General features: G+C 48.8%; 22 protein-coding genes and 1 pseudogene (1 of these 23 cut by a window edge). 6 read left to right on the top strand and 17 right to left on the bottom strand.

The window, feature by feature from the left end; genetic code table 11:
* The 6 genes from LDO05_RS11085 to LDO05_RS11110 all read right to left on the bottom strand — a co-directional run.
* A protein-coding gene (locus tag LDO05_RS11085; protein ID WP_251375462.1) for an MsnO8 family LLM class oxidoreductase crosses the window boundary here: on the bottom strand, positions 1–351 show its start. Its footprint begins 561 nt before the window's first position; only the first 351 of its 912 coding nucleotides appear in the window; it begins with the start codon at positions 349–351; its stop codon lies off the left edge, out of view.
* A 183-nt stretch (positions 352–534) separates the two neighbouring features.
* Complete coding sequence (gene pulA, locus LDO05_RS11090) at positions 535–2,487, bottom strand: type I pullulanase (RefSeq protein WP_251375463.1); 1,953 nt, start codon at positions 2,485–2,487, stop codon at positions 535–537.
* A 159-nt stretch (positions 2,488–2,646) separates the two neighbouring features.
* Positions 2,647–3,417 carry an RNA polymerase sigma factor gene (locus LDO05_RS11095; protein WP_251375464.1) on the bottom strand — a complete coding sequence of 257 codons (771 nt, stop codon included), beginning with the start codon at positions 3,415–3,417 and terminating at the stop codon, positions 2,647–2,649.
* A gap of 91 nt (positions 3,418–3,508) precedes the next feature.
* Positions 3,509–4,288 (bottom strand): TIGR00266 family protein, encoded by a 780-nt coding sequence (locus LDO05_RS11100; RefSeq protein WP_251375465.1) that lies wholly within the window; start codon positions 4,286–4,288, stop codon positions 3,509–3,511.
* 151 nt (positions 4,289–4,439) lie between these two features.
* Positions 4,440–5,471 carry a FecCD family ABC transporter permease gene (locus LDO05_RS11105; RefSeq protein WP_251375466.1) on the bottom strand — a complete coding sequence of 344 codons (1,032 nt, stop codon included), beginning with the start codon at positions 5,469–5,471 and terminating at the stop codon, positions 4,440–4,442.
* Between the two features lie 3 nt (positions 5,472–5,474).
* The gene (locus tag LDO05_RS11110) at positions 5,475–6,521 is read right to left on the bottom strand and encodes a FecCD family ABC transporter permease (protein ID WP_251375467.1); all 1,047 of its coding nucleotides are present in this window, start codon (positions 6,519–6,521) and stop codon (positions 5,475–5,477) included.
* Between the two features lie 175 nt (positions 6,522–6,696).
* Between LDO05_RS11110 and LDO05_RS11115 the strand changes: the two genes are divergently transcribed.
* Entirely contained in the window at positions 6,697–6,897 is a 201-nt protein-coding gene (locus LDO05_RS11115; RefSeq protein WP_251375468.1) for a hypothetical protein, read from the top strand.
* Positions 6,898–7,013: 116 nt separating this feature from the next.
* Here the strand turns inward: LDO05_RS11115 and LDO05_RS11120 are convergent, their stop codons facing one another.
* Complete coding sequence (locus LDO05_RS11120; protein WP_251375469.1) at positions 7,014–7,538, bottom strand: GNAT family N-acetyltransferase; 525 nt, start codon at positions 7,536–7,538, stop codon at positions 7,014–7,016.
* A gap of 72 nt (positions 7,539–7,610) precedes the next feature.
* A pseudogene (locus LDO05_RS19000) lies at positions 7,611–8,293 on the bottom strand (HAD family hydrolase).
* Between the two features lie 305 nt (positions 8,294–8,598).
* Here LDO05_RS19000 and LDO05_RS11130 point away from each other — a divergent pair.
* Genes LDO05_RS11130 through LDO05_RS11145 form a run of 4 tightly spaced genes read left to right on the top strand, consistent with a single transcriptional unit; the run spans position 8,599 to position 12,160 of the window.
* On the top strand, positions 8,599–9,519 hold the full coding sequence (locus tag LDO05_RS11130) for a metal ABC transporter solute-binding protein, Zn/Mn family (RefSeq protein WP_481857058.1): 921 nt from the start codon (positions 8,599–8,601) through the stop codon (positions 9,517–9,519).
* 32 nt (positions 9,520–9,551) lie between these two features.
* Positions 9,552–10,310, top strand: a complete 759-nt coding sequence (locus LDO05_RS11135) for a metal ABC transporter ATP-binding protein (protein ID WP_251375470.1) — start codon at positions 9,552–9,554, stop codon at positions 10,308–10,310.
* A gap of 22 nt (positions 10,311–10,332) precedes the next feature.
* The gene (locus LDO05_RS11140) at positions 10,333–11,283 is read left to right on the top strand and encodes a metal ABC transporter permease (protein ID WP_251375471.1); all 951 of its coding nucleotides are present in this window, start codon (positions 10,333–10,335) and stop codon (positions 11,281–11,283) included.
* Positions 11,276–12,160, top strand: a complete 885-nt coding sequence (locus LDO05_RS11145; protein ID WP_251375472.1) for a metal ABC transporter permease — start codon at positions 11,276–11,278, stop codon at positions 12,158–12,160. The genes LDO05_RS11140 and LDO05_RS11145 overlap by 8 nt, the downstream gene beginning before the upstream one ends.
* A gap of 5 nt (positions 12,161–12,165) precedes the next feature.
* On the opposite strand, the gene LDO05_RS11150 is transcribed toward LDO05_RS11145, so the two are convergent.
* The 6 genes from LDO05_RS11150 to LDO05_RS11175 all read right to left on the bottom strand — a co-directional run bounded on the left by LDO05_RS11150 (position 12,166) and on the right by LDO05_RS11175 (position 19,703).
* Positions 12,166–12,588, bottom strand: a complete 423-nt coding sequence (locus tag LDO05_RS11150) for a DUF6157 family protein (protein ID WP_251375473.1) — start codon at positions 12,586–12,588, stop codon at positions 12,166–12,168.
* Positions 12,589–12,700: 112 nt separating this feature from the next.
* The gene (locus LDO05_RS11155; protein WP_251375474.1) at positions 12,701–15,148 is read right to left on the bottom strand and encodes a glycogen/starch/alpha-glucan phosphorylase; all 2,448 of its coding nucleotides are present in this window, start codon (positions 15,146–15,148) and stop codon (positions 12,701–12,703) included.
* 34 nt (positions 15,149–15,182) lie between these two features.
* Positions 15,183–16,286 (bottom strand): glucose-1-phosphate adenylyltransferase subunit GlgD, encoded by a 1,104-nt coding sequence (gene glgD / locus LDO05_RS11160; protein ID WP_251375475.1) that lies wholly within the window; start codon positions 16,284–16,286, stop codon positions 15,183–15,185.
* A gap of 17 nt (positions 16,287–16,303) precedes the next feature.
* Complete coding sequence (locus tag LDO05_RS11165; RefSeq protein ID WP_276575506.1) at positions 16,304–17,479, bottom strand: glucose-1-phosphate adenylyltransferase; 1,176 nt, start codon at positions 17,477–17,479, stop codon at positions 16,304–16,306.
* A gap of 319 nt (positions 17,480–17,798) precedes the next feature.
* Positions 17,799–18,677: a hypothetical protein gene (locus LDO05_RS11170; protein WP_251375477.1), complete on the bottom strand. Its 879-nt coding sequence runs from the start codon at positions 18,675–18,677 to the stop codon at positions 17,799–17,801.
* Positions 18,678–18,776: 99 nt separating this feature from the next.
* Complete coding sequence (locus LDO05_RS11175) at positions 18,777–19,703, bottom strand: NAD(P)/FAD-dependent oxidoreductase (protein ID WP_251375478.1); 927 nt, start codon at positions 19,701–19,703, stop codon at positions 18,777–18,779.
* A 179-nt stretch (positions 19,704–19,882) separates the two neighbouring features.
* On the opposite strand from LDO05_RS11175, the gene LDO05_RS11180 reads away from it, so the two are divergent.
* A complete protein-coding gene (locus LDO05_RS11180) occupies positions 19,883–21,454 on the top strand; it encodes a sensor domain-containing diguanylate cyclase (RefSeq protein WP_251375479.1) in 1,572 nt (523 codons plus the stop codon).
* Between the two features lie 38 nt (positions 21,455–21,492).
* Here the strand turns inward: LDO05_RS11180 and LDO05_RS11185 are convergent, their stop codons facing one another.
* The 3 genes from LDO05_RS11185 to LDO05_RS11195 all read right to left on the bottom strand — a co-directional run bounded on the left by LDO05_RS11185 (position 21,493) and on the right by LDO05_RS11195 (position 24,756).
* Positions 21,493–21,999, bottom strand: coding sequence for a metallophosphoesterase family protein (locus tag LDO05_RS11185; RefSeq protein WP_251375480.1), 507 nt, complete (start codon positions 21,997–21,999; stop codon positions 21,493–21,495).
* Between the two features lie 12 nt (positions 22,000–22,011).
* Positions 22,012–22,944, bottom strand: a complete 933-nt coding sequence (locus LDO05_RS11190) for a DUF7916 family protein (RefSeq protein WP_251375481.1) — start codon at positions 22,942–22,944, stop codon at positions 22,012–22,014.
* A 123-nt stretch (positions 22,945–23,067) separates the two neighbouring features.
* The gene (locus tag LDO05_RS11195) at positions 23,068–24,756 is read right to left on the bottom strand and encodes a glycoside hydrolase family 13 protein (RefSeq protein WP_251375482.1); all 1,689 of its coding nucleotides are present in this window, start codon (positions 24,754–24,756) and stop codon (positions 23,068–23,070) included.
* Between the last annotated feature and the right edge of the window lie 46 nt (positions 24,757–24,802).

A 24,802-nucleotide genomic window follows, 5' to 3' on the forward strand; every position in this document is an offset into this window, starting at 1 on the left:
AGCACGGCCAATCCCAAGATCAATCCTCCCAGGATTGAGACAGGATAATAGATGAAAAGACTCTGCCACCTTCATCGGGCTGTAATGCGGCAGCAGAAGCGCTCCCGTCCCCAATCGGATACGCTGTGTTCTTGCACCGATATGAGATAACAATATTTCCGGCGAAGCACAAGCCAGTCCTTCAAGATCATGATGCTCGGCAGCCCAATAGCGGTCGTATCCCCAAGCTTCACTATGAATAGCAAGCCGGATCGCTTCCTGAAGTGCAGTCTCCGGCGGGACATCATTATATTGAGGTACAAGGTCCAATACACTAAGCTTGATCGATTGCATTTGTGACTTTCCCCGCATTTAACTCCCTCCTTAATGAGCATGGCCAATAACTAGCTCCTACAAAATAATCCTGCAGCATGTATCTCGTTCTAGAACGAGATGGCTGTAAATGGCCAAAATCTAACTTAGTCAAATACTTGTAAAGTCAACAAACAACCCCCTAGTCCTTAAAGGTAGGGGGCATTCATATTTATTACCAAACTACACAGCTAAAATAACCATTCCGATGCCTTCAACTTCCAGCTTGCCGGATGTAAGATTTCTTGTCCGCTCCTGTCCATGAATAACCTTCCACTCACCAAGTGCAGGAAGCTGCAGGGATAGAACATCCCTTCTCGCATTATACAGCACATACAAGTGCTCGGCGGAATCCCCTCCCGCATGATCTCGAAGAGTATATGCCACTGTATTAGAAGGGCTTGCTTCGAAGCGTAAATGTCTCCGGATTAATTCAGAAGACTCAAGCCTAAATGCGGGATGGTCTTTGCGCAGCTTAATCAGTTCCTTCATAAATTCAACATCGTCCCGGTATTCCGCGCACCGTTCCCAATCGAGACGGTTAACTTCATCCGGTAGATTATAACTATTCTCGAAGCCGACTTTGGAACGGCAGAATTCCTGTCCAGCATGTATAAATGCAATCCCTTGGCTCGTCAGCACAATGGAAGAACCTAGGCGGTGCATCTGGCGGCGGACCTCGTTCTCCTCCCCATCAACAGAGACCAGAATCTTGTCCCACATTGTATGGTTGTCGTGGCATTCCGCATAGGTAACAGTCTGTGAAGGCTCAGCCGCAAAGCCTTTAATCCAATCATCAAAGTCTATGCAGGCGGTAACCCCTTGCTTAATTGCATGTTCCAGGCCTACGCCTCCGCTGATAAAGCCCTTCTCTCTGGCTTCGAATACGTGTCCTCTGATCGCATCGCGGATGATATCATTAAAGAATCCAATTCCCGGCAGAAGACGGGCTTGGTGCTGATTCGCCCTCTTATAAGACGGGAGCTCAGTCTCCATAACCCAGCCTTCACCGATTGTGATCAGGGAAGGATCGATCTCATCGAGCCTATGGCGGATCTCTTTCATCGTATCTACGTCGAGGAGACCCATAAGATCAAATCGGAACCCGTCAACATGATATTCTTTGACCCAATGAAGAATGGATTCGACAATGAACTTGGACATCATTTTACGCTCAGAAGCAACGTCATTTCCGCAGCCCGAGCCATTCGAGAATTCCTGCTGACTGTTATACCGAAGGTAGTAACCGGGTACGAGCTTATTGAAATTAACCACATATCCATCATATACATGGTTGTAGACTACATCCATAATGACGCGTAGACCTTGATCGTGCAAAGTTTGGATCAACTGCTTCAACTCGCGGATGCGAAGCTCAGGCTGATACGGATCTGTGGAGTAGGAGCCTTCGGGAACATTATAATTCTTGGGATCATACCCCCAATTATACTGGGGAATATCCAGGCGGGTCTCGTCGACACTTTGAGTTGAATAATCATAGATCGGCAGCAGTTGAACATGAGTTACACCCAGGCTAAGCACGTGATCAAGCCCCGTCTTGATTCCCTCAGGACCGCGTGTTCCAGTCTCAGCCATGCCAAGATATTTGCCTTTATGGGTTATTCCGCTCTCCGGATGGATTGAGAAGTCACGTACGTGTGCTTCATAGATGATCACATCTGTTACCTTGTTAAAAGCAGGCTTCTCCTCAGTCCATCGATCGGGGTTCGTTCCAGCCAAGTCCATAATGGCCGCCCGGTCTCCATTGACCGCAACGGCTGTGGCATAAGGATCCGCAGCTTCATTCCACTGTTCACCGATACGAACAAGATACGTATATAAATAACCATGCAAATCCTCATCTATCTCGAGTGTCCACGTGCCACTGATATCCTCTTTCATTGGACACAGACGCTCTGAGCGCCCATCCCATGTCCGGTAAAGGACTACGAAAGCCTCACTGGCCGTAGGCGCCCATAGGCGGAATGCAGTTCTCTGCTTACTGTATCGCGATCCAAGATCATCTCCATCATAATAAAAGTGATCATCGAACTCAGGAGCAAAGATAGAGATTCCTTTGGTTTTAGCGGGATCTCCATAATCTATGTGAATGTTTCTGTCGATCTGTACGGACAAGCTGACTCACTCCTTGAACTAGAACTCATGGCATTGTTGGAAATCGTTTGCATTCCAAACTATTTACCATTATAAAGGAGATTATCGGCTAATTGAAGTTGAAAAATAATACATAAAAAATATTGTGTTCCGCTTACCCCGCGAGCATTCTCAATACAGCTACGCAGACAGTCTGAGAACATGAACTGCGTCCAGTACAGATCTGCCCTTAGGAGGAGACGGCTTCATAGCAGAGCCGTGTTGAACTGTTCCGCCGCGGACCATATTGATTATCAGCTGAGGGTCCACTGAATCATTATGCAGCAGTTGAACCAAAAGATCTGCATTCTCATGGCGAAGTGCCAACAGATATTGCTGAATCCTCGCTGCAAGGTAATCCGAATCGTCGTCACAAGCTTCCATTTCATCAGGGTCCTTAAGGATGCGCTTAACCGGGACCAGGGATGCTCTCGCCCGGAACAATGCAGACTTCACAGCACCCTCGGTCATATTCAGCTTTTCCGCGACTTCGCGAGAGGTGTAAGACAAGACGTCCCGTAGTAGAAAAATGCATCGCTGCAGTGGGGGCACGTGCAGCAGCACAAGTCTTAGTACATTTGAAATATCATCCTGGTCAGAACCAAAATGATATTTCAAGTTATATTCGTGCTGAAGATCAGCTGTTTTGCGATCGAATACCTTCTGTCTTCGTACCCGGTCAATCCATTGGTTCCGTGCCGCTCTGAACAGGTAAGCTTGGATATTCTCATGATGTTTAGCCCCTTGAAGAACCGGCAGGGTCTTCAAGCAGACATCCTGCACCAGGTCCTCGGCCTCCCACTTCGATCCAGTCAGAACAAGGCAGTAGCCGAGTAAAGTGGAGCGGAGCTCCGAGAGCTCATCTGCGGGTCTGGGGGCTGGGCGTCCGCTTGATAGGTTAAACGCGCTCATGGCCATCTTCCTTTCCATAGTTCTTCGTTATTAAACGAAGAAGACCCGCCATTAGATACGCTGTGCACTCATTTCCTGAAACAAAGTAATCTTATTTCTCGAACAGGTTGCCAAGTCCACCCAGAATGCTTCCTTCCTCTTTACTTCCCCCATACCTTGATGCAGACATCACCCGGTCTGCCATACGGCTGAATGGAAGCGATTGTACCCATACCCTTCCCGGTCCGCGAAGTGTCGCGAAGAACAATCCTTCACCGCCGAACAGCGCGCTCTTGATTCCTTTTACAAATTCGATATCATAGTCCACCCCTGCAGTCATGGCAACCAGACAGCCGGTATCCAGGCGGAGAACTTCTCCAGGCTGAAGATCACGCTGGATGACGAGACCGCCCGAATGGACAAAGGCCCAGCCATCGCCCTCGATTTTTTGCATAATGAAGCCTTCGCCACCGAAGAAGCCCGCGCCCAGCTTGCGCTGGAATTCAATGCCGATTGAATTGCCTTTTGCGGAACAGAGGAACGAATCCTTCTGACAGATCACCTTACCCCCAAGCAGCTGGAGATCCAGCGGAATGATCTTGCCTGGATAAGGCGAGGCAAAAGTCACATTCTGGCGATAACGGCCCTCATTCGTGAAGACGGTCATGAACAAGCTCTCGCCTGTCAGAAGGCGTTTGCCAGCACCCATCAGCTTGCCCATCATTCCATTTCCGCGTGCACCATCTCCGAAGATGGTCTCCATCCGGATATCCGGATCCATCATCATAAAGCTGCCAGCCTCTGCAACAACACTCTCTGAAGGATCCAGCTGAATTTCAACACACTGCATTTCTTCACCTAAGATTCGATAATCGATTTCATGTGCACTCATGTACAATCGCCTCCAAATTTAATTTCTTGTTCTATTTACGCGGGAAACGACTCTTAGTTGCAATCTAATGTGACTCTAACATTTATTATACATCCTAAACTCAAAGAGACTGTAACACGTTATCTAACGTCCTACAGTCTCTTGCTTGGAATTATTTTGCCTTAGCGAGCAAATAGAGGAAATATGGAGCTCCGATAACGGCTACCACAACTCCGATCGGTATGGAGGCCGAGTTCACGAGAACACGGGTTATGGCATCAGCCACCAACATTAGAAGTCCTCCGCACAACATAGAGGCGGGCAATAGATACTCATGCTTGGGTCCAACCAGCCGGCGTGCCAAATGAGGGCAAATCAAGCCTACGAATGAAATAGCTCCTCCAACCGCCACACAGACACCAGCCAGGACTACGGCTGCCGCCATTAGCCTCGGCCGCTCCTTGTTAACCGCCGTGCCCAGGCCCATTGCCGCCGGATCACCCAATGTCAGGACATTGAGCACCTTTGCTTTATAAAGGCAGTAAGGAATCAGGACAAGCAGCCAGGGAATGAAGGATAACACATAGTTCCAATCTGTTCCTCTAATACTGCCTGCCAGCCAAGTGTAAATTAGCTGATGATTCTGCGGATCAAGCTTAAGCGTGATCACGATGGTAAAAGCGTTAATTCCAGCAGCAATACCAATCCCGCTCAGAACGAGACGGATTGCGGACAGCCCCTCACCTTTTTTATAAGCCAGATAATAGATGAGGGCTGCGGAGGCTGCTGCACCAGCCAAGGCAAGCAACGGCATAAGATAAACCGAGCCGAGGAGCTCAGCAGGATAAAAATATACAAAAATTATCACAGCAAGTCCTGCACCAGCATTGATCCCGAGAATTCCCGGTTCCGCCAGCGGATTGCCAGTTACCCCTTGCAGCAAACAACCTGACAGGGCAAGCCCTGCCCCAACCAGAACAGAGATGATTATTTGGGGCAGACGGAATTCAAACAAAATCAAGTTCTGTTTAGGTGTGCCCTGTCCTATTAATGTCTGTACTATTTCAGAGGGAGTAAGGCGGATCTGTCCCAGATTCATGCTGATCAGGAACATAATTAGAATCAAAATCGCGAGACCAAGCATGACAGTGAAGCCTCGGGTTCTTCTCCGGCTCTCCGCCTGTGAGAATAGGAGCTTCTTCATAAGTTAAATCAGCCCCCTTCCAGAACGGCGAATGAAGAAAATGAAGAAGGGAACACCCAGCAGGGCAATAACGGCACCAAGCGGGATCCCATAATTAGGGTCCAGCCATTGTCCCGCGATATCAGCTGACACAACCAGCAGGCTGCCCATCACCGCAGAGCATGGAATGATCAGCCGATAATCAACCCCCACCAGACTCCTTGCCAGGTGAGGGACGATTAAGCCAACAAAAGCGATCATCCCGGCAACGGATACACTGGCGCCTGCAAGTACCATAACAACGAGCAGACAAGCCGCCTTAACCCAGCCCGTTCGAAGTCCCAGTCCTGAGGCGACCTCTTCACCAAGGTTCAGGAGAGTTACCGGCCTGGAGAGCAGTAACGCGCCTGCCAGAGCCAGGACTGCCCATGGGAACACCATATCAAGTTGGGTCCATTTCGTTCCTCCCAGCCCGCCCGAATACCAGAATGACAGCTCAAGTCCCAGATTGAAATACACAGCGATACCAGTGCTTAAAGCTACAAATAAAGCACTGACAGCCGCGCCGGCCAAAGTCAGCCGAATCGGAGTTATTCCTCCTCTGGTAAGAGAGCCGATCCCGTAGACTATGCCTACCGCGATCGCCGCCCCAGCGAAGGAGAACAGCATCAATCCTGTTGATCCAACAGAAGGAACAAAGGCAAAGCAAATAGCTATGGCGAATCCCGCGCCCGCATTCAAGCCCAGCAATCCCGAATCTGCGAGCGGGTTTCTTGTTAGGCCCTGCATTAAGGCACCCGCTACAGCCAGACAGGCACCTACTAACACACCCGCCAAAGCACGGGGAATGCGCAGTTCCCTGATCACCTGATGCTGCTGCAGGTCGGGATTAAAGTGAATGACAGCCTGCCATACGGTACTAAGGGAAATTGAAGAGGAGCCAGTAGCTATGGATATGCCTGTTAGAATACCCAGCAGTATGAGCCCTGCAATCATGATGACCACAGCTGTCAGCGGCCGGCTGCTCTCCCGGATCTTATTGAACTCTGGTTCTCGTGGTGAGGCAGACATGTCAAACCATCCTTTTAAGAGTTAGTACAATCGTTCATTCGCTTTGTCTACAGTTCATTGTATTGATCACGATTCTCACAGTCAATAAATTCTCCAGCCTCCCTTCCATTCGTCCATACCATATAGTCGTACGTGCAATATGATGTGTATTATCCCTAGAGAGGAGTTGATGATTGTGGCATTACAACCATCGAATTGTTCAGGTCCGCGCCCTATTTACACAGATAAAAAAGTAGTCTATGAGGATGTGTACAAACCGGAACTCGTTCCTGTGATCCATGAAGTAGAGGTTGTAGAACGGATTCACCACGTTCCCGTACCCGTTCATCACGTCGTTGTCAAAAGAAGAGTCGTGCACTGCGGTTACAATTGTTAAACCAAATAAGAGCAGCCGTCAGTTTACTGACGCGGCTGCTCTTGCTTGGTTTTCACCTATTTAAGCAGTAGGAATCCATACTGCAGACATTTTAAATAAAATTTACGAATCAAAGACTAGTCAGATGCACTCTGCTCTTCAGGATTAATTACTTTGCCTACAATCACCAAATCCCTTGCGACACCGTCAAGCATTGCCACTTCGGGCAGATATCCCCACTGAACGAAGCCAAACTTTCGAAGAAGTGACAAGCTCGGTTCATTATGGGCAAACACAAAACCAACCAGACGTGTAACGAATAGGCGTGGACATTCTGCGATCGCTTTCTGTATCAGAATCGTACCATATCCTTGGCCGCGGTAGGCCTCTGCGATATAGATGCTGATCTCGGCTGTACCGTTATAGGCCGGCCTACCATAGAATGATTGAAAGCTCAGCCAAGCGGCAACTTCATCACCCACCCGCAGCACCCACAGAGGTCTGCGATCCGGAGTGTGTTCATGGAACCAGGGAATCCGGCTATCGACTGTAACTGGATCCACATCTGCGGTAACCTGTCTTCCTGCAATGGTACTATTGTATATTTGTACAATCTGCTCAAGATCGTTAATCCTGGCATCAGTTATCGTATAAGGTGTCATGGTTGCTTCCGCGCCTCCGGGGTCATATATTGTGTACATCAGTAACTACATTATACACGGGAGCCGGGAATGTTAAAGTGCTGGCAAGCAGGCCTGGGTAAGCTCATCAAGAGTTCCATAATAGTACGTTGCCTGCGCGTTTAATAGCTCCTCCTTCGATCCATACCCATACCCTACTCCTGCACTATGTATCTGGTTATGCTGAGCTCCAATGATATCGTGCTTCCGATCTCCGATCATGACGGTCTGCAATGGATCCAGCTGTAATGTCTCTAGAATGTGAGCTATCAGCTCTTTTTTATCCGAATACGTACCATCCAGCTCACTTCCGAATACTCCTGTGAAATAGTGATCTAGCTTGAAATGCCTAAGAATTTCGTGAGCAAAGACAAGCGGTTTTGAGGTTGCCAGATAGATCATTTTGCCGTTGTCCTTCAACATGTCGAGCAAGTCTGTTACCCCGGTATATACCTCATTCACATACAGACCCTTTTTTCTCGGAAATATTCCCGGTAGTAGTCGATAGCGTGCCATGTTGTTGTCTGATCAAATGAGTAATACTTACTGAAGGTCTCCTGTAATGGAGGTCCGATGAAGAATTGTAGTTTAGTTAAGTCATCTTCTTCAATCCCCATTTTGGAAAGCGCATATTGCACTGATTTTGTAATACCAGGCGCCGGGTCTGTTAGTGTTCCATCCAGATCAAATAAATAGTGATTGTACTGAAGTATGTTAAGCCCCCCTTTTTTAAACATTCTATCTCGAGTATCTTACAGCAAAAAAAATTAATGTTAAATATATCCTTTAATTTGTTTCCCTAAGGAAAAAAATTGTTGTACATGCATCTTTATTGCGGTATGCTAATATTGTAGTCTATGGGAAATACATACAACTGGCACGAATTTTTTTACTCAAAAAGTTTCCTATAGGAAACAAAGATGCCATAGCACAAGAAGCTTGGCCTTTATTCTCGAATCCTTATACCTTTAAAGGAGTGAAGCATGTAATGAAATTGCATTCAAAATCGAGGCGGGGGAACAAAGCCTTCTCCATTTCAAGTATGCTGACTGCTCTTATGTTGATCAGCGCGATTGTTCTCCTTAGTGCCTGCGGGGCCAGCAAGTCCTTGTCCTATCAGGATGGTGGCAAGTTAAGAATCACAACGACTACCGGAATGATCACGGATGCTGCCAGAGAGGTTGGAGGCACCCATGTAGAAGTTACCGGGCTCATGTCAGCGGGTGTGGACCCGCATCTCTACAAGGCATCTCAAGGAGATATCCGCAAGCTGGATGAGGCTGATATTATTTTCTACAACGGATTACATCTGGAAGGCAAGATGAATGAAATCTTCGAGAACATGGCCAAGACCAAGACCACAGTAGCCGTCTCCGATTCCATTGAGCGTTCAGCATTACGATCGGGCTCCCTTATGAAAACCGAATATGATCCCCACATTTGGTTCGATGTGCAGCTGTGGATGAAGGCAACCGAAACGGTGAGAGATACACTCATCAAGCAGGACCCGGCTCATGCCGAAGACTATAAGAGCAATGCCGCAGCTTATCTCAAGCAGCTGGAACAGCTGCATCAAGAGGTGACGAAGCAGATCCTTACTATTCCGGAAGCCAGCCGGGTGCTGGTTACCGCGCACGATGCATTCGGTTATTTCGGAGATGCTTATCATCTCAAGGTTATGGGGCTGCAAGGCATAAGCACCGCGTCCGAAGCTGGAACCAAGGATGTAACCGACCTTAGAGACTTTCTGGTTAATAACAAAATCAAGGCCGTCTTCATAGAATCCAGTGTACCCCGAAAGGCCATTGATGCCGTTATTCAAGGTGCTAAGGAGAAAGGCCATGAGATCAAGATCGGCGGAGAGCTCTTCTCCGATGCGATGGGCAAGGAAGGTACACCTGAAGGAACCTACATCGGAATGGTTAGGCATAATGTGAAGACGATTGCCGAAGCGCTGAAATAAGTGAACCTTATATCGAGGGAGAGACTGATCATATGAAAGAAAGCCCGTTAATCATTCAGAATTTGTCTGTCGCTTATCAGAAGAAGCCTGTCCTGAGAGATATCAGCTTCGAGGTCCCGGAAGGCCAGTTAATCGGAATTATCGGTCCTAACGGCGCCGGCAAATCAACGCTGATCAAAGCGGCTCTGGGCCTTCTCCCAAGACTTTCGGGCGAGGTATTGATCTATGGCAAGCCTTATTCCCAGCAGAGACACCAGACAGGTTATGTCCCGCAGCGGGAATCCATTGACTGGGACTTCCCCACAAGTGCCCTTGATGTGGTGATGATGGGGAGATATGGTCATTTAGGCTGGTTCAAGCGCCCCGGGCGGGAGGAACGAAGAATTGCTATGGAGTGCTTGGCCAAGGTAGGCATGACGGAATATGCGGATCGGCAGATCAGCCAGCTGTCGGGTGGACAGCAGCAGCGAATCTTCCTGGCAAGGGCGTTAGCCCAGGAAGCGAATTTGTATTTCATGGATGAACCGTTCGTGGGTGTGGATGCCGCAACCGAGAAAGCCATTATTACGCTCCTGAATGAGCTTAAGCAGCAGCGTAAGACCGTGCTGGTTGTACATCATGATCTGAACACAGTGAAGGAATACTTTGACTGGGTGGTGCTGCTGAATGTAAATCTGGTGGCAGCCGGACCTGTGGAAGAGACGTTCACCGCAGATCTATTGCAGCGTACGTATGGCGGGCGCCTAACTATCCTCGATCAGCATAACCCCTCGCCTTTAATTACAAGCTAGAGAGGAAAGGAGAATATCATCTATGCCTGAATGGATTCGCATATTTCTGGATCCCAATGCCAGGTGGATACTGCTTGGGTGCATGCTGCTCGGTTTAAGCAGCGGTGTTATCGGCAGCTTCTCCTATCTGCGGAAGCAGTCCCTTATGGGAGATGCCCTATCCCACGCCGCCCTGCCAGGCGTGTGTATCGCCTTTATGCTCAGCGGCTCCAAATCTATCTTGTTATTTCTAATCGGCGCGGCTGCTGCCGGCTTCTTGGCAACGTTCGGTATTGGTTATATCACACGTCATACCCGGATCAAGCAGGACGCGGCCCTAGCTATTGTACTATCCGTCTTCTTCGGATTCGGAACCGTGCTGTTGACCCACATTCAACATAGCGGGAACAGCAATCAGAGCGGGCTGGATAAATTTCTGTTCGGTCAAGCGGCTTCCATGGTTCAATCTGACGTCATCATTATGGCTCTGATCTCTGTGGTGTTGATAGGAATCTGCTGCCTGTTGTACAAAGAATTCAAGCTGCTCAGCTTCGATCCGGGCTTTGCCCGCGGACTCGGTTACCCTGTGGCGTTACTGGACCAACTCATCATGTTCCTGATGGTTGTAGCTGTTGTGGTGGGCATTCAAGCTGTAGGTATTGTGCTTATGGCCGCGCTCTTGATTACTCCCGCAGTCTCGGCCAGATATTGGACAGAGAGGCTGGGAGTCATGGTTATATTGTCTGGACTGTTCGGTGCTCTAAGCGGGCTTGCAGGTACCTATGTCAGCGCGGGCGGCAGCAATCTCCCAACGGGTCCCTTAACCGTACTCGCCGCCACTGCTTTGTTCCTGGTCTCCATGGCTTTTGCTCCCAAGCGGGGTCTGGCCTCCAAATTAATCTTGAGGAGAGCCGCCAGACAGAGTTATCTCCAAGATCAGCTGAAAGTGGCCGCAGCCCTCAAACAAAGTGAAAGGAGGATGCCAAGTGAGTGACTTCTGGATCATTCTGACCGGTGCTCTGGTTGCCAGTACCTGCGGAATTGTGGGCTGCTTCCTTGTCCTTCGCAAAATGGCCATGATTGGCGATGCCATTAGCCATTCGGTACTCCCCGGGATTGTCCTAGCCTTCCTGATCAGCGGTTCCAGAGATTCTCTCTTCATGCTGCTCGGTGCAGCAGCCTTAGGTCTGGTCACTGTGCTGCTCATTCAATTGTTCCACCAAAGCGGCTTACAATCAGATGCAGCCATTGGCGTCGTGTTCACCGCGCTATTTGCGGTAGGCATCATTCTCGTAAGCTTGTACACCCGGGACATTGATCTTGATCTGGACTGTGTGCTATATGGAGAGATCGCATATGTCCCTTGGAATACACTGCAAATCGGCGGCATTGATATAGGTCCAAAAGCGGTATGGGGCGTAGGCGCGGCACTGGTGCTGAGCATTATCGTTATCTCGGTATTCTACAAGCAGTTCAAGGTCTGCTCCTTCGACCCTGCCTTCGCTGCCGCTATCGGAATCCCAATCGCACTCTTCCATTACCTTCTAATGGGTCTGGTATCCGTAAGCACCGTTGCCTCCTTCGAAAGTGTAGGAGCTATCCTCGTGGTCGGCATGCTGGTCGTTCCGCCCGCTGCTGCCTACCTCATAACCGACAAGCTGAATCATATGATCTTCTACAGCGTGATCATCGGCATATTCAGCTCCATTACCGGATACTACCTGGCGCAGTGGCTGGATGCCTCAATTGCCGGATGCATGATCAGTATGGCAGGAATCTTTTTCGTACTCGCCCTGCTCTTCTCCCCCCGTCATGGTGTCATCATGCGCAAATGGAAACAGCGGCGTATGCTTCTGGAAGCGTCCTCCTGAGCCGGTCACGTTGAACGGCGGGATCGCATTGCGGGAAGAAGCGTCGGCTGATCTTCACCCGGTTCAGTGAACTTGCCATATTCGGCCGTATCCATCCCATATATGGCGATTCGGCCTTCTTCGTTGTAATGAATGCCCCAGCCGTACTTCTTGGGCAGCTGGGAAGCTCTCAGACAGGGATGCGGCTTCCTGAACAGCTCTTCCCAGATCTCATCGGCATGATTAAGGACATAAGCTTCCTCCAGTTCTTTATGCCGGATATGAATCTCATAGATTAATTCCTTCTCGTTGTATCGATAGGGATTCCCGGACAGGAGATCGAATTCAATTTCGTAAGCCGTCTTCTTGGCCCTGGAGGATACAGGGATTTTGCTGGCTGTTACAGGACAATCGGGGGCCACTACAATAAATGTATTTGTGTAACTCATTGCGATCCTACCTTTCTCTCAACTTGTCATTACCCATTATATACCATTCGGGATATTTTCTATCAAATGAAAAAGAGGGCAGCCCCAAGCTGACCCTCTTGTTGTATTTGCTTTATGAATGTATTGACATCTGCCGAACCGGATTAATTCTCCAGATCTCGCCAGCATACTGTTCAATTGTACAGTCACTCGCAAATTTGCCAGAATGTGCAATATTAATAATGGATTTCTTCAGCCATTCCTTCTGATTCCGGTAAGACGAATCAATCTCAAGCTGTGTGCTTGCATAAGGAGCAAAATCCTTGAGTACAAAGTATTCATCGTTATGATTCAGAATGGAATCGTAGATAATCTCGAACTCATTTGCCGAGGAACAGAAAGGCCCTTCCTGGGTAAGCTGGTCCAGAACCTGATGGATGCGCGAATCACTGGCATAGATCCCTTTAGCGTCATAACCGCCGTATTGATAGTAGTCAAATACCTGATCGGATTTGAGGCCAAAAATGAACATGTTCTCATCACCCAGCATCTCGTGCATCTCTACATTGGCTCCATCCAGAGTCCCGATCGTCAGTGCCCCGTTCATCATGAACTTCATGTTACCTGTACCCGAAGCTTCCTTGCTTGCGGTTGAGATCTGTTCACTGATATCGGCTGCCGGAATAATCTTCTCGGCTAGTGACACAGAGTAGTTCTCCAGGAATACAACCTTCAGCTTCTGACTGACAACCGGATCATGATTAATAGTATCAGCTGCAACATTAATCAGCTTGATAATCCGTTTGGCCAAATAGTAGCTTGGGGCTGCCTTCGCGCCAAAAATAAATGTACGAGGAACGATGTCCAGCCCCGGATTGGCTTTGATCTGATTGTATAAGTGCATAATATGGAGCACATTAAGGAGCTGACGCTTGTAACCGTGCAGACGTTTGACCTGTACGTCAAAGATTGATGCGGGATCCACAATGACTCCATTCTTCTCCTGAATGTAAGCAGCCAGATTCAGCTTATTACGCTGCTTAATGCTGTGTACTCGCTCCTGGAAGCCAGCATCCTCACTAAACTTGATAAGCTCGGTCAGCTTGCGCGGCTCCGTAATCCAATCCGGGCCAATCGATTCGGTAATCAGCTCAGCAAGTCCCGGATTGGCATGCATCAGCCAGCGGCGGTGCGTGATTCCGTTCGTCTTGTTGTTGAAGCGATCGGGATACAGCTCATAGAAAGAGCGCATCTCCCTCTTCTTGAGGATGTCTGTATGAAGCGCAGCAACCCCATTGATGCTGTGGCTTCCCGCAATGGCCAGATGCGCCATTCTCACCTGATCCGATCCGATAATCGCGAGGCGATCAATTCTCTCCTGGTCATCCGGGTTCTGCTCATGGAGCATGCCGCAGAAACGTCGGTTGATCTCTTCAATGATCATGTAGACCCGTGGGAGCAAATCTCTAACCATCCCCGTTGGCCATTTCTCCAGCGCTTCGCTTAGAATCGTATGGTTCGTATAAGATACAGTTCGCACTGTGATATCCCAGGCCTGTTCCCAGCTATATCCTTTAACATCCACAAGAATACGCATCAGTTCGGGGATAATCAGGGTCGGGTGTGTATCATTAATGTGAAGGGATACCTTCTCAGGCAGATGATCATAGGAAAGTCCCAGCTTCTCAAAGGTTCTGAGAATGCTCTGCAGACCTGCCGAGCAGAGGAAATACTGCTGCTTCAATCTCAGCAGCTTCCCTTCATACTGCGAATCATCCGGATACAGGAATTCCGAGATGGACTCCACCGACCGGTTATAATTCAAGAAGTTATAATAATCATAATGCTTGGAGGCCATTCCTTTACTGCTGCTGAGCATGGCCGATTCCGCACTCCAGAGCCGAAGTGTATTCACATGATGATGACCATAACCAATCACAGGCACATCATAAGGAACAGCCAGGACGGATTCATAATCCTTCGTCTCGAACACCCAACGCCCATTCTCTTCACGTGCCTCGACTTTCCCCCAGAAGCGAACCTCCACCTTCTTGTCTGCCCGTCTAACTTCCCACTCGTTCCCCTTCTGCAGCCAGTAATCCGGAAGCTCCACCTGGTCGCCATCAATGATCTTCTGTTCGAACAGACCATATTTATAGCGAATTCCGCAGCCATGACCGGCATACTGCAGCGAAGCGAGTGAATCCATGAAGCAGGCGGCCAGGCGACCGAGGCCCCCGTTGCCTAGACCTGCATCGGCTTCCTGTTCTTCGATCTCCTCTAGATTCCATCCCAGCTCTTCAAGACCGGTGCGCACGATATCCAGAATACCCAGATTCAGCAGGTTGTTCCCCAGCAGTCGTCCAATCAGAAATTCCATGGAGAAATAATAGACCTGCTTCTCCCCGCGCTGCTTATATTCCCGGTTCGTAGCTGCCCAGTCCCGGCCCGCATACTCACGGATCAGCCCACTAAGCACCTTATATACATCGGCACTGGTTGCCTCCTCAAGCGGCGTTCCAAGCTCTCCTACCAGACTTTCGCTGAACACTTTCTTGAAGCTTTCCTTATCGGTAAACAAAATAAATCCTCCTGTCGGGCACTCTAATCGTAGTTTAAAGTGTACTGCTCTTGGCTATGACAAATGGCCGCTTCACATCCCCGACCAGCATACGGTCAGGGGGAAGAACCACATCTTTATCCAGTATCACATTCTCAATAACGGCGTTCTCACCGATTACACATTTCTGCATAATGATCGAGTTGGTAATTTTGGCGCCCTTCTGTACCCTTACTCCGCGGAACAGAATGCTGTTCTCCACATTACCGCCAATTACGCAGCCATTGGCAACCAGTGAATTGTTGACACTCGCGCTATCGAGATATTTTGTTGGTGCCTCATACTTTATTTTCGTATTTACAGGCCGTTCTTTGAATAGATTAGTGTAATTTTTTGGACACAGCAGCTCAAGACTGTTCTTATAGTAGCTCTCCACCGAGTTAATAACGGCATGGTATCCTTTATATTCATAGGCGGCAATTTTCAGGTTATGATGATTTTTTTGGATAGCATCCCGGAAAAAGTAGCTGTCCCCGTGTGCAATACAATGTCTTACCTGCTCCAGGAAGAACTTCTTCTCCATAATGAACATCTCCATGTAGATGTTGGAATGGTCTTTCTCATGGTGGATGTTGCTGACAAAACCGTCACCGTTAACCTCAAGCCGCAGGCAAGGATCATGCTCCGGTTCAAGCTGATCTACCTTGGTGTAGATCAGAGTGACATCGGCCCCTTTCTCCTTGTGATAATTAAAAGCATCACAGAAGTCCACCTTGCTCAGATGCTGGCTTCCGGAATGTAGGATGTATTTAGCCTTGCCGCGGTTGAAGAAATCCAGATTGTTGCGCAGATGCTGTAAATCGCCATGCGAAGTATCGGAGCTATCGTTCCAGTCAGGCGGGAGTACGAAGAGACCTCCCCTTTTCCGATCCAGATCCCAAGGTCTTCCCTCACCCAAATGGTCCATTAGGGAGCGGTATTTACGCCTTACGAAGACTGCGATATCTTTCATCTCGGCATTGGCCATATTGGAGAGCACAAAGTCAATCAACCGGTATCTCCCCGCAAAAGGTACAGCAGCCCCGCACCGGTAGTAGGTTAACTCATTCAGCAGATCAAGCTCATGATCGAGATTAATAACGCCCATTAAATCGGACATGGGAACACCGCCTTTATTTAATTATTGGTCGATACCGAAGCTTCTTGTTCTTGCAGCTCAGAGAGTTCTTCATCCGTAATTAGGAGGATTTCATCTTCATCAGGGCGATCCACGCCAAGAGCGGTGTTGTCATTGATGACAAGATTCTCACTGACGATCGCTTTATGGATGCGCACATTTTTGCCAATTTTCACATTGGGCATGATCACTGAATCCGTAATTACACTGCCTTCACCAACTTCAATTCCATAGAACAGCACGGAATGTTCGATCGTACCATGAACAATACACCCTTCATTAATCACACTGTTGGTTACAGTAGCCTCAGGTGCGATATACTGGGCAGGCTGATTCGGACTGCGGGTGTAGATCCGCCATGCCGGGTCGTTCAAATCCAGAGGGGGATTATCAGATAATAGATCCATATTGCTCTGCCATAAGCTTTGTACGGTACCTACATCCCTCCAATATCCTTCAAATGGATATGCATACAGTACCTTCTGATTGCTCAGCATCAGTGGAATAATGTCTTTACCGAAATCAAACGAGGAATCGGGGTTTCGTTCATCCTCATACAAATGCTGCTTGAGCACATCCCATTTAAACAAGTATATTCCCATGGAGGCCAGCGTGCTCTTCGGATGCTCGGGCTTCTCCTCAAATTCATAAATGCTTAAGTCCTCATTCGTGTTCAGAATGCCGAACCGGCTTGCTTCTTCCCGCGTGACGTTAATGACAGAGATTGTACAATCAGCGTTCTTTTCTTTGTGATAATCAAGCATCGCATCATAATCCATTTTATAAATGTGATCCCCCGAGAGGATCAGAACATGCTCAGGGTCATACTGTTCAATGAACTTCAGATTTCTAAAGATCGCGTCTGCCGTTCCCCGGTACCAGCTGCTGCCGTCCTCGCGTTCATGCGGGGGAAGCACGAAGACTCCCCCATGCTTACGCTCCATATCCCAGTCACTGCCTACGCCAATATATGAGTGCAGCACTAAAGGTTCATATTGAGTCAGGACGCCTACCGTATCGATACCCGAATTCGAACAATTGCTAAGTGGAAAATCAATGATCCGGTATGTACCCCCGAAATATACAGCAGGCTTTGCCAGATTCTTGGTAAGACCCTTTAGTCTTTTTCCTTGTCCGCCGGCAAGCAGCATCGCAACCACTTCTTTTTTCTTCATCAAGATATTCCTCCTTCACAAATGAACATTCCGCTGCCGAATCTAATACAAGCATTAATGAGAATATAAAAAAGATTAATCCGTCTGCTGAACTCTGGAACAGATTAACCTTGTTGACACCTGCTTACCTGGATAAGCAATAATTGTAGTCACACCATATATTTAAACAGGATTAGGTCCACATAATCCCGCTTGATGTCTTCCCTAATATTATTTATGCCTGGTGAGTCAACCAAGTAACAGAAGGACTTTTTAAGGTAAAAAGGCCTTGGGATGATCAACATCATCATACCCAAGGCCTAATGAACAACTCTGTGATTTATGGCGACATATAGCGCCCGCCTTTTATTTCAAGTTCAACCAGATCTGCTTCCGTCTGGTTCAGGAAGAACGCATTCCTCCCCTCCGCACCTGCCCACTCCATACCAAGAAGGATTCCTCTCTCCGTTGCAGCTGCAAATAAGAAGGAGAACATCTCCGGCGTAACCGTTCCGCCATCGTCGACCCGCCATGTCGAATTCGGATCGTAGTCAGCTGTATAATCACGGGTAACGATCTGTGACCCCTGCTTCAGTATAATCGAAGCCGTTGCCTTCTTCCCCTTCTTCTCGAACTGGGCCAGATAGATTTGATTATCCTGGCCAATCTGTCCAATCTCCCAGATCTTCTCAATGGATTGAGCCTTCATTTCACGAATGGCCTGCTTCACAGAATCCTCTACATCCGGATTGACCTTGCTTATGACAGGAATGACCGCATGGATATTCAACTTGCGATCATTGGCAAGATAATACGTCTGGTCTGGAACAGCCTGCCCTCCAACCACCTCGAAGACCAATCCTTCCAGATTTCCGAAGTTCTTAGCCCATTGCCTGCCATCATCCTTCTCTGATCCGGACTGCTTCCTGACATACTTTACATCCAGTACCTTGCCGCCTTCACCGATCGCCTTGTTCAGGCTCTTATCCTGGTTGCCTGTGAAGGCAATAAGATACTTGCCCGTGCGATCCGCAAAGCTGTAGGTGTCCCCTAACGCAGCAGGATCAAGCAGCTGCTTCTGGTCTGCCGCCTGACCTTGTTGTTCATTCTTCGGAATTGGAGCTTGCACTGCAGATTCCTGCTTGACCTTATTCATATTACCGCCTGAGCATCCTCCAAGTGCAAGCACTGCGCCAAGCACAAGCGCGATCCTTCTCACCGTAACTCCCCCCTCAAGTTTATCCGTCCCAAATGTAACGTGGGAGCAGTGGGATTTGTTTCAGTTAGTCCCCAATTCATCATGGCAAATGACAGATGCCTACAGATTCACTTCCTGCGCCCGCTTTAATTCTCTGAGTACTTTATGGATTGAAATCGCGGCTAATGTGCCATCACCCATAGAGACCGTCACCTGCTCGGCATGAACGCCAAGATCTCCGGCAATCCATAAATTCTGCGTATTCGTCATCCTGGAACGGGGATCTGCTTCTACGTGCTTATTAGGATACAGCTTAGCTCCAAGCTGCTCAGCGAGCTCAGAATGCACCTGATTGCCGCCAAATCCGATGAAGCCTCTCTCCGCTGGAATCACTGTTCCATCTTCAAGAATAACGCTCTGGATCATTCCGTCCTGCTCTTCGAGGACACGGCTGATCCCCGTCTCGATATAACGGATTCTCCGGTCCTTGATCTTCATAAGAATCTCCGCGTCAACGGCCTGCTGCTCATGATTAATAAAGATCACCTCGGAAGCTTGCTCAGCGAGCAGCAGCGCCATGTTCGCACCTGAATTGCCCGAACCCATTACGACCGTCTTTCGGTTATGAATTTCATACCCATCACAATCAGGGCATACATATACTGACCTTCCCAATGTCCGGCGGATGCCCGGAATGTCCGGCAAGCGGTCCATCAAACCGGTTGCAAGCAGCACGGTTTTCGCTTGATAGCGCACACCCTGCTCACCTGCAAGCTCAAACAGCTGATCCTGCTTTGCAGCCCTAGCTACTTTGTCTTGTACAAATTTGACGCCTAGAGATACCGCCTGGGCTTTCCCTCTGTTCCGAAGCTCTTCGCCGGAGATCCCGTCAGGCCAGCCCAGTATATTATGATAATTCCGGCACAAGGTGGATCGGCCAGAACCCGAGTCGATAACCAGAATCTGATGAGTCACATATCTTCCTAGTTGAATTGCTGCCTGGAGACCGGCTATGCCTCCCCCGATAATGATACAATCGTAGGTCAATGAAATTCCTCCCGTTTAATCACAACTTTGCACTCCATTATTTAACTGTTGCCATATTTTCCCCAGCCCATCCTTGAACGGGTTTATCTGTTATTGTAGTTTTGATGTATAATAAACTCATACTGTCATGATATGACACTGTTCAACACTATTCATCATCTTACAGGCGGGATACTATTTTGAAACTCTTACACAAAAAAGGTTATACCCTTAGATTCAGCATCAGCTTTCTTGTTATTGTGGCTGTGCTTCTAACCATGCTGATCGGCATGATCTCTGCTGTACAAGTCAGCCGGGATTCCCTGATCTCAAGCTATCTGCAGAGCAACAGCCAGTATGCGAAGAAGCTGGCCTCCAACACCGGTGACCTGCTCAGCACGATGAAGCAGAACATCACATCCATTGCAGCCATCGTCAAGAGTGGGACCAGAATGGACGCCGAGCTGCTCGGCCATCTCTACCAGGAGAATCGCCAATATTTCAATTCCATCTTCATTGCCAATGAGGAGCGGGTTATCCAGTTCACAAGTCCGAACACAACCGGAGTCCATGCAGGAGACCAGCTAACCTCGCAAGCGAGCCTTTTGGCCACCACATCCAAAGCACCTTTTATATCCAACCCGTATCGAAGCAAGTCAGGAAGATATATTATTCTGATCTCTGCTCCTATCTTTGACCGGGGTGGGGAGTACAAAGGATTTGTTGGCGGAACGATCTATTTGGAGGAGAAGAACGTACTGAATACACTGCTGGAGGAGCATTTCTTCGGGAACGGGTCGTATGTCTTCGTGGTCGAGAAGACCGGACATTTGATCTTTCACCCGGACACCAAGCGTATTGGACAATCGGTACTTCGCAATACAGTTGTCCAGCAAGTGCTTCAAGGCTCCAATGGAGCTCAGCATGTGACGAATTCCCAAAAACATGACTTTTTTGCCGGTTATGCCTACGATCCCATCAGTTCATGGGGAATTATTGCGCAGACTCCCGTCTCAGTCATCGATGGGCCGTCCTCCCAGTTGATTCACAAGATGCTTCTTCAGTCCCTGCCCTTTCTTGCCCTGATCCTGATACTTGGGTGGTGGCTTGCCAGTCAGATTGCCAAGCCCTTACACATTCTTGCCAAATTCTCAGACGAGGCTACACTAAATCTGGATAAAGGAAAGAGTCTGCCTGATCTAAAATCCAATCACTATGAAGTCCGTTTGCTATATCAGAGTGTTAAGATTGCTTTTAAGAATATTAACCAGGATATCCTTCAGCTACGCGATGAAGTTAAGATGGATGGATTAACCGGACTTGGCAACCGGAAGTCCTTTGACTCTGTCATGGAGAAATTAACGGCAAAACACACGCCGTTCTCATTGATCTTAATGGACATAGACAATTTCAAGACCGTAAATGATACTTACGGTCATCTTACCGGAGATGAGGTACTGAAATTCCTTGCCGGCTTGATGGAGAAATTGGCCGGGGACAACAGTCTGGCCTTCAGATATGGAGGGGAAGAATTCGCCATTCTGGTGAAGCATAGTGACATAAGCTATGCCTATCAAATTGCTGAACGTATCAGAACCGTTCTGGCCGTTACGAACAGCCCCACAGGTGAGCCAGTAACGATCTCGCTTGGCATCGCTTCCTACCCTGATCATGCCAGAGAGATCCAGGAGCTGATCCTAAAGGCCGATCAAGCGATGTACCAGTCCAAGCTGAACGGTAGAAACCGTACTACAATAAGTGAAGCCCATTAAACAAGAAGAAGCCTGAGAAATCAGGCTTCTTCTTGTATCTATTCTTTTGAATCGTAGAAAATATGCCTCGCCTCTATTCCGGACTCCCTTAATTCAAGAATACCGACCGAATAACGTGTCTCTCGCCGCTTATCTGCAGCGGAACCAGGATTGAACAATAGCACCCCGCCCGACTGCTTCAGCAGGGGCTGGTGCGAGTGACCGAACAAGATGGCATCCAGCCTGTCCTCCTTGAACGACAGCTGGGCCTTCTCCTCGGTGGTGCGGCCGGCAAATGGCGTATGGCCATGCACAAGTCCAATCCGGTAAGTATCAAGCGTCAGGATCTTCCGGTGCCCGAACCGATCAATTATCTCTCCGGGATCATTATTCCCTGCAATTCCTTCCACAGGAGCAAGCGCTGCAAGCTGCTCATAGACATCTATAGTGACCCAATCTCCAAGATGGAGAATGAGATCCACCCCTCCGAACGCCTTGATTACAGCAGAAGGCAGCCGCTTGGCTGACCGGGGCATATGTGTGTCTGAAATAACGCCAATAATCATAGGTGACTCCTCCTATCGCAGTGGGGATGCAGCCATACGCACATAGGTATGCCGTCTGCCGCGAACCGCTATGGATAATGCCTGAATATTCTCAGGGACCGCGATACCCCCAAACCCCGCGTCCCCGATATGAAACAGGTCTGCCCCTGCTCTCTTCGCACTGAGCGCAATCTCCCGGATCGTGGATACATCGGCCCCTTCTTGACTTGTGCCTATCGCGGCCAGAGCCAGAGCGCCTATCCCCTTCACTGCTGTGATTATCGCTGCAAGCTCTCTTTCTCTCAGTCCCGGAACCGTTCCCGGTGCAGGCAGCAGGATCACATCGGCCCCAGCTTCTGCGAATTGAACACCAGCTTCAATATCCGTAACCCTGCCTGCCGTACCGGCTCCATGCATTTTGCCCGCTAGGATCAGCCCGCCAAAGTGTTCCTTGGCTAAGCCAATCGCCTGCAGAATCTGCTGATTCGTGACTCCGGTCTTCGGATTACCTGTTAAGCAGATGAAGTCGAATCCAAGCGCCTTCGCTTCGGCGAGCGAGCTTGCTGTGGCCCTTCTGCCCTCAGGCAGCGAATGGAGAGATTCTACCGCCTCAGCCTTTTCATCCACTGGCTCCAGGTTCACACCAACGGGAAGTCCCGTCAGCGCTTTGAGCCTCTGAATATCGCCTCTACCAGGTCCCTCTTCTCTAACGGCTTCTTGTTGGGACGCTGCCTCTACTACAGCTCCCTGAACCAAAGGTTGAAATACATCAAAATGATTCAATAAAATCATATCCGCACCAAATGCCTTCGACAGCTCTGCATTGGACACTTCTGGAAGCAGGGACCGATCTGCTGCAATCTCTGAAATAATAGTTCTTCCCTCAGCTGCCAGGATCGACTGCCTAAGTGCAGCGCGATCCATCTGTCTGAAATCAGAAGCTCTGCAGTCCAGTATTCTCTTCATCCAAGACACCTCGCTCTCCAGATTCTATAACCTGCTCCCATGTTAACACACGACCGGGTATGAGCCAAAAGACGCCTTCTTGTCTGCCAATACGCCAGGTGATTCTTATTCAAGCTCCTCTTCTCAGCTTAATAAGTAGACTCTTGCTTCGTATGGCCTTAGCTGAAGCTTCCGGATCTCTTCTTCTGGAACTGGCTTGTAATTCGAAATCAACAGCTTGGCACCATCTGAATTCAGCTCCTCCGGCCACTCAAATACCGGTTTTTGATCGAAAAAATTAAGAATAATCAGCAGCTTCTCGTCCTCACAAGTCCGGGTATAGGTATAAATCTCTGGATCCAGAGGGAGCAGAAGCTTATATTCCCCATATACCAATGCCTTGTGTTCCTTCCTCAAAGCGATCAGCGTCTTGTAATAATGGTAGATGGAGTCCGGATCCTTCTGTGCCGCCGCCACATTAACCTCCATGTAATTGGAGTTCACTTCAATCCACGGGGTGCCTTTGGAGGTGAAACCGGCATGCTCGGTATTATCCCACTGCATGGGAGTCCGGGCATTGTCCCGGCTTTTTTTGCGAATGGCTTTCATAACCTCCTCCTCCGGGACTCCCTTCTCTCTCATTTCATGATAAAAGTTCAGCGTCTCCACATCTCTATAATCCTCAATCGAGTCAAAATAAGGATTCGTCATACCGATCTCTTCACCCTGGTAAATATACGGGGTACCTTCCAAAGTAAGAAGGAATGTCGCCAGCATTTTGGCTGAAGGTACGCGGAAATGCAGGTCATTCCCGAACCGGGATACCGGACGGGGCTGATCATGATTGCCAAGATAGTTCGCGTTCCAGCCTTGGTTATGCAAGACGGTCTGCCACTCACTCATGACTTTCTTAAGCTCAAGAAGGTTCCAGGGCTTGATCTCCCATTTGCCGCTGCCTGGTGAAGCCGCGTCGAGATACATATGCTCAAACTGGAAGACCATATTCAGCTCGCGCCGGGTATCTCCTACATAATCAAGGGCTTGCTGGGGACCAAGTCCCGAGGTCTCACCAACGGTCATGATATCGTAGAAGTAGAGAACCTGATCATTAAGATTCTGCAGCAGGGTATGAACTTTATCCAGATTCGAGAACAGCTGATAGGCGCGGACCGTAGGCAGCCGATCGGGATTCTCCGCATCAGGCAGACCCTGGGCTTTGACAATATGGGCTATGGCATCGAACCGGAATCCGTCCACACCTTTCTTAAGCCACCACTGTACCATCTTATGAAGCTCCTCAACCACAGCCGGGTTATCCCAGTTCAGATCAGGCTGCTGCTTAGCATAGAGATGGAGATAATAGCTGTCGGTCGTTTCATCATACTCCCAGACAGAGCCGCTGAAGTAAGACTCCCAGTTGTTTGGAGGTCCTCCGTTCTTACCCTTTCTCCAGATATAGTAATCGCGTTTGGGATTGTCCTCTGAAGACCGGGATTCCAAGAACCAAGGATGCTCGTTCGAGGTATGATTGAGCACCAAATCCATCATCAGCTTCATCCCGCGGGCATGAACCTCACGAAGCAGCCGGTCGAAATCCTCCAGGGTCCCGAACTGCTGCTGAATATCACAATAGTCACTGATATCGTACCCATTGTCATGATTCGGTGACTTGTATATTGGACACAACCAGATCACATCAACCCCTAGGTCCTTCAAATAATCCAGCTTGGAGGTGATTCCTCTAAGGTCCCCTATTCCATCCCCGTTCGAATCCTTGAAGCTGATTGGATAGATTTGATATACAACGCTTTCCTTCCACCACTTGGGATTCATGCTGCCAGGCCTCCTTTTTGCTATGTAAAAACGTCCTTATTGTATA

Source organism: Paenibacillus sp. YPG26 (genome assembly GCF_023704175.1).
Lineage (GTDB): Bacteria > Bacillota > Bacilli > Paenibacillales > Paenibacillaceae > Fontibacillus.

What these genes read in the sequence shown, in the direction of transcription:
- LDO05_RS11095 (WP_251375464.1), bottom strand. Translation starts at nt 3,417, where the DNA reads ATGAGCGCGTTTAACCTATCAAGCGGACGCCCAGCCCCCAGACCCGCA.
- LDO05_RS11100 (WP_251375465.1), bottom strand. Translation starts at nt 4,288, where the DNA reads ATGAGTGCACATGAAATCGATTATCGAATCTTAGGTGAAGAAATGCAG.
- LDO05_RS11105 (WP_251375466.1), bottom strand. Translation starts at nt 5,471, where the DNA reads ATGAAGAAGCTCCTATTCTCACAGGCGGAGAGCCGGAGAAGAACCCGA.
- LDO05_RS11110 (WP_251375467.1), bottom strand. Translation starts at nt 6,521, where the DNA reads ATGTCTGCCTCACCACGAGAACCAGAGTTCAATAAGATCCGGGAGAGC.
- LDO05_RS11120 (WP_251375469.1), bottom strand. Translation starts at nt 7,538, where the DNA reads ATGACACCTTATACGATAACTGATGCCAGGATTAACGATCTTGAGCAG.
- LDO05_RS11130 (WP_481857058.1), top strand. Translation starts at nt 8,599, where the DNA reads ATGCTGACTGCTCTTATGTTGATCAGCGCGATTGTTCTCCTTAGTGCC.
- LDO05_RS11135 (WP_251375470.1), top strand. Translation starts at nt 9,552, where the DNA reads ATGAAAGAAAGCCCGTTAATCATTCAGAATTTGTCTGTCGCTTATCAG.
- LDO05_RS11140 (WP_251375471.1), top strand. Translation starts at nt 10,333, where the DNA reads ATGCCTGAATGGATTCGCATATTTCTGGATCCCAATGCCAGGTGGATA.
- LDO05_RS11150 (WP_251375473.1), bottom strand. Translation starts at nt 12,588, where the DNA reads ATGAGTTACACAAATACATTTATTGTAGTGGCCCCCGATTGTCCTGTA.
- glgD (WP_251375475.1), bottom strand. Translation starts at nt 16,286, where the DNA reads ATGTCCGATTTAATGGGCGTTATTAATCTCGATCATGAGCTTGATCTG.
- LDO05_RS11165 (WP_276575506.1), bottom strand. Translation starts at nt 17,479, where the DNA reads ATGAAGAAAAAAGAAGTGGTTGCGATGCTGCTTGCCGGCGGACAAGGA.
- LDO05_RS11185 (WP_251375480.1), bottom strand. Translation starts at nt 21,999, where the DNA reads ATGATTATTGGCGTTATTTCAGACACACATATGCCCCGGTCAGCCAAG.
- LDO05_RS11190 (WP_251375481.1), bottom strand. Translation starts at nt 22,944, where the DNA reads ATGAAGAGAATACTGGACTGCAGAGCTTCTGATTTCAGACAGATGGAT.
- LDO05_RS11195 (WP_251375482.1), bottom strand. Translation starts at nt 24,756, where the DNA reads ATGAATCCCAAGTGGTGGAAGGAAAGCGTTGTATATCAAATCTATCCA.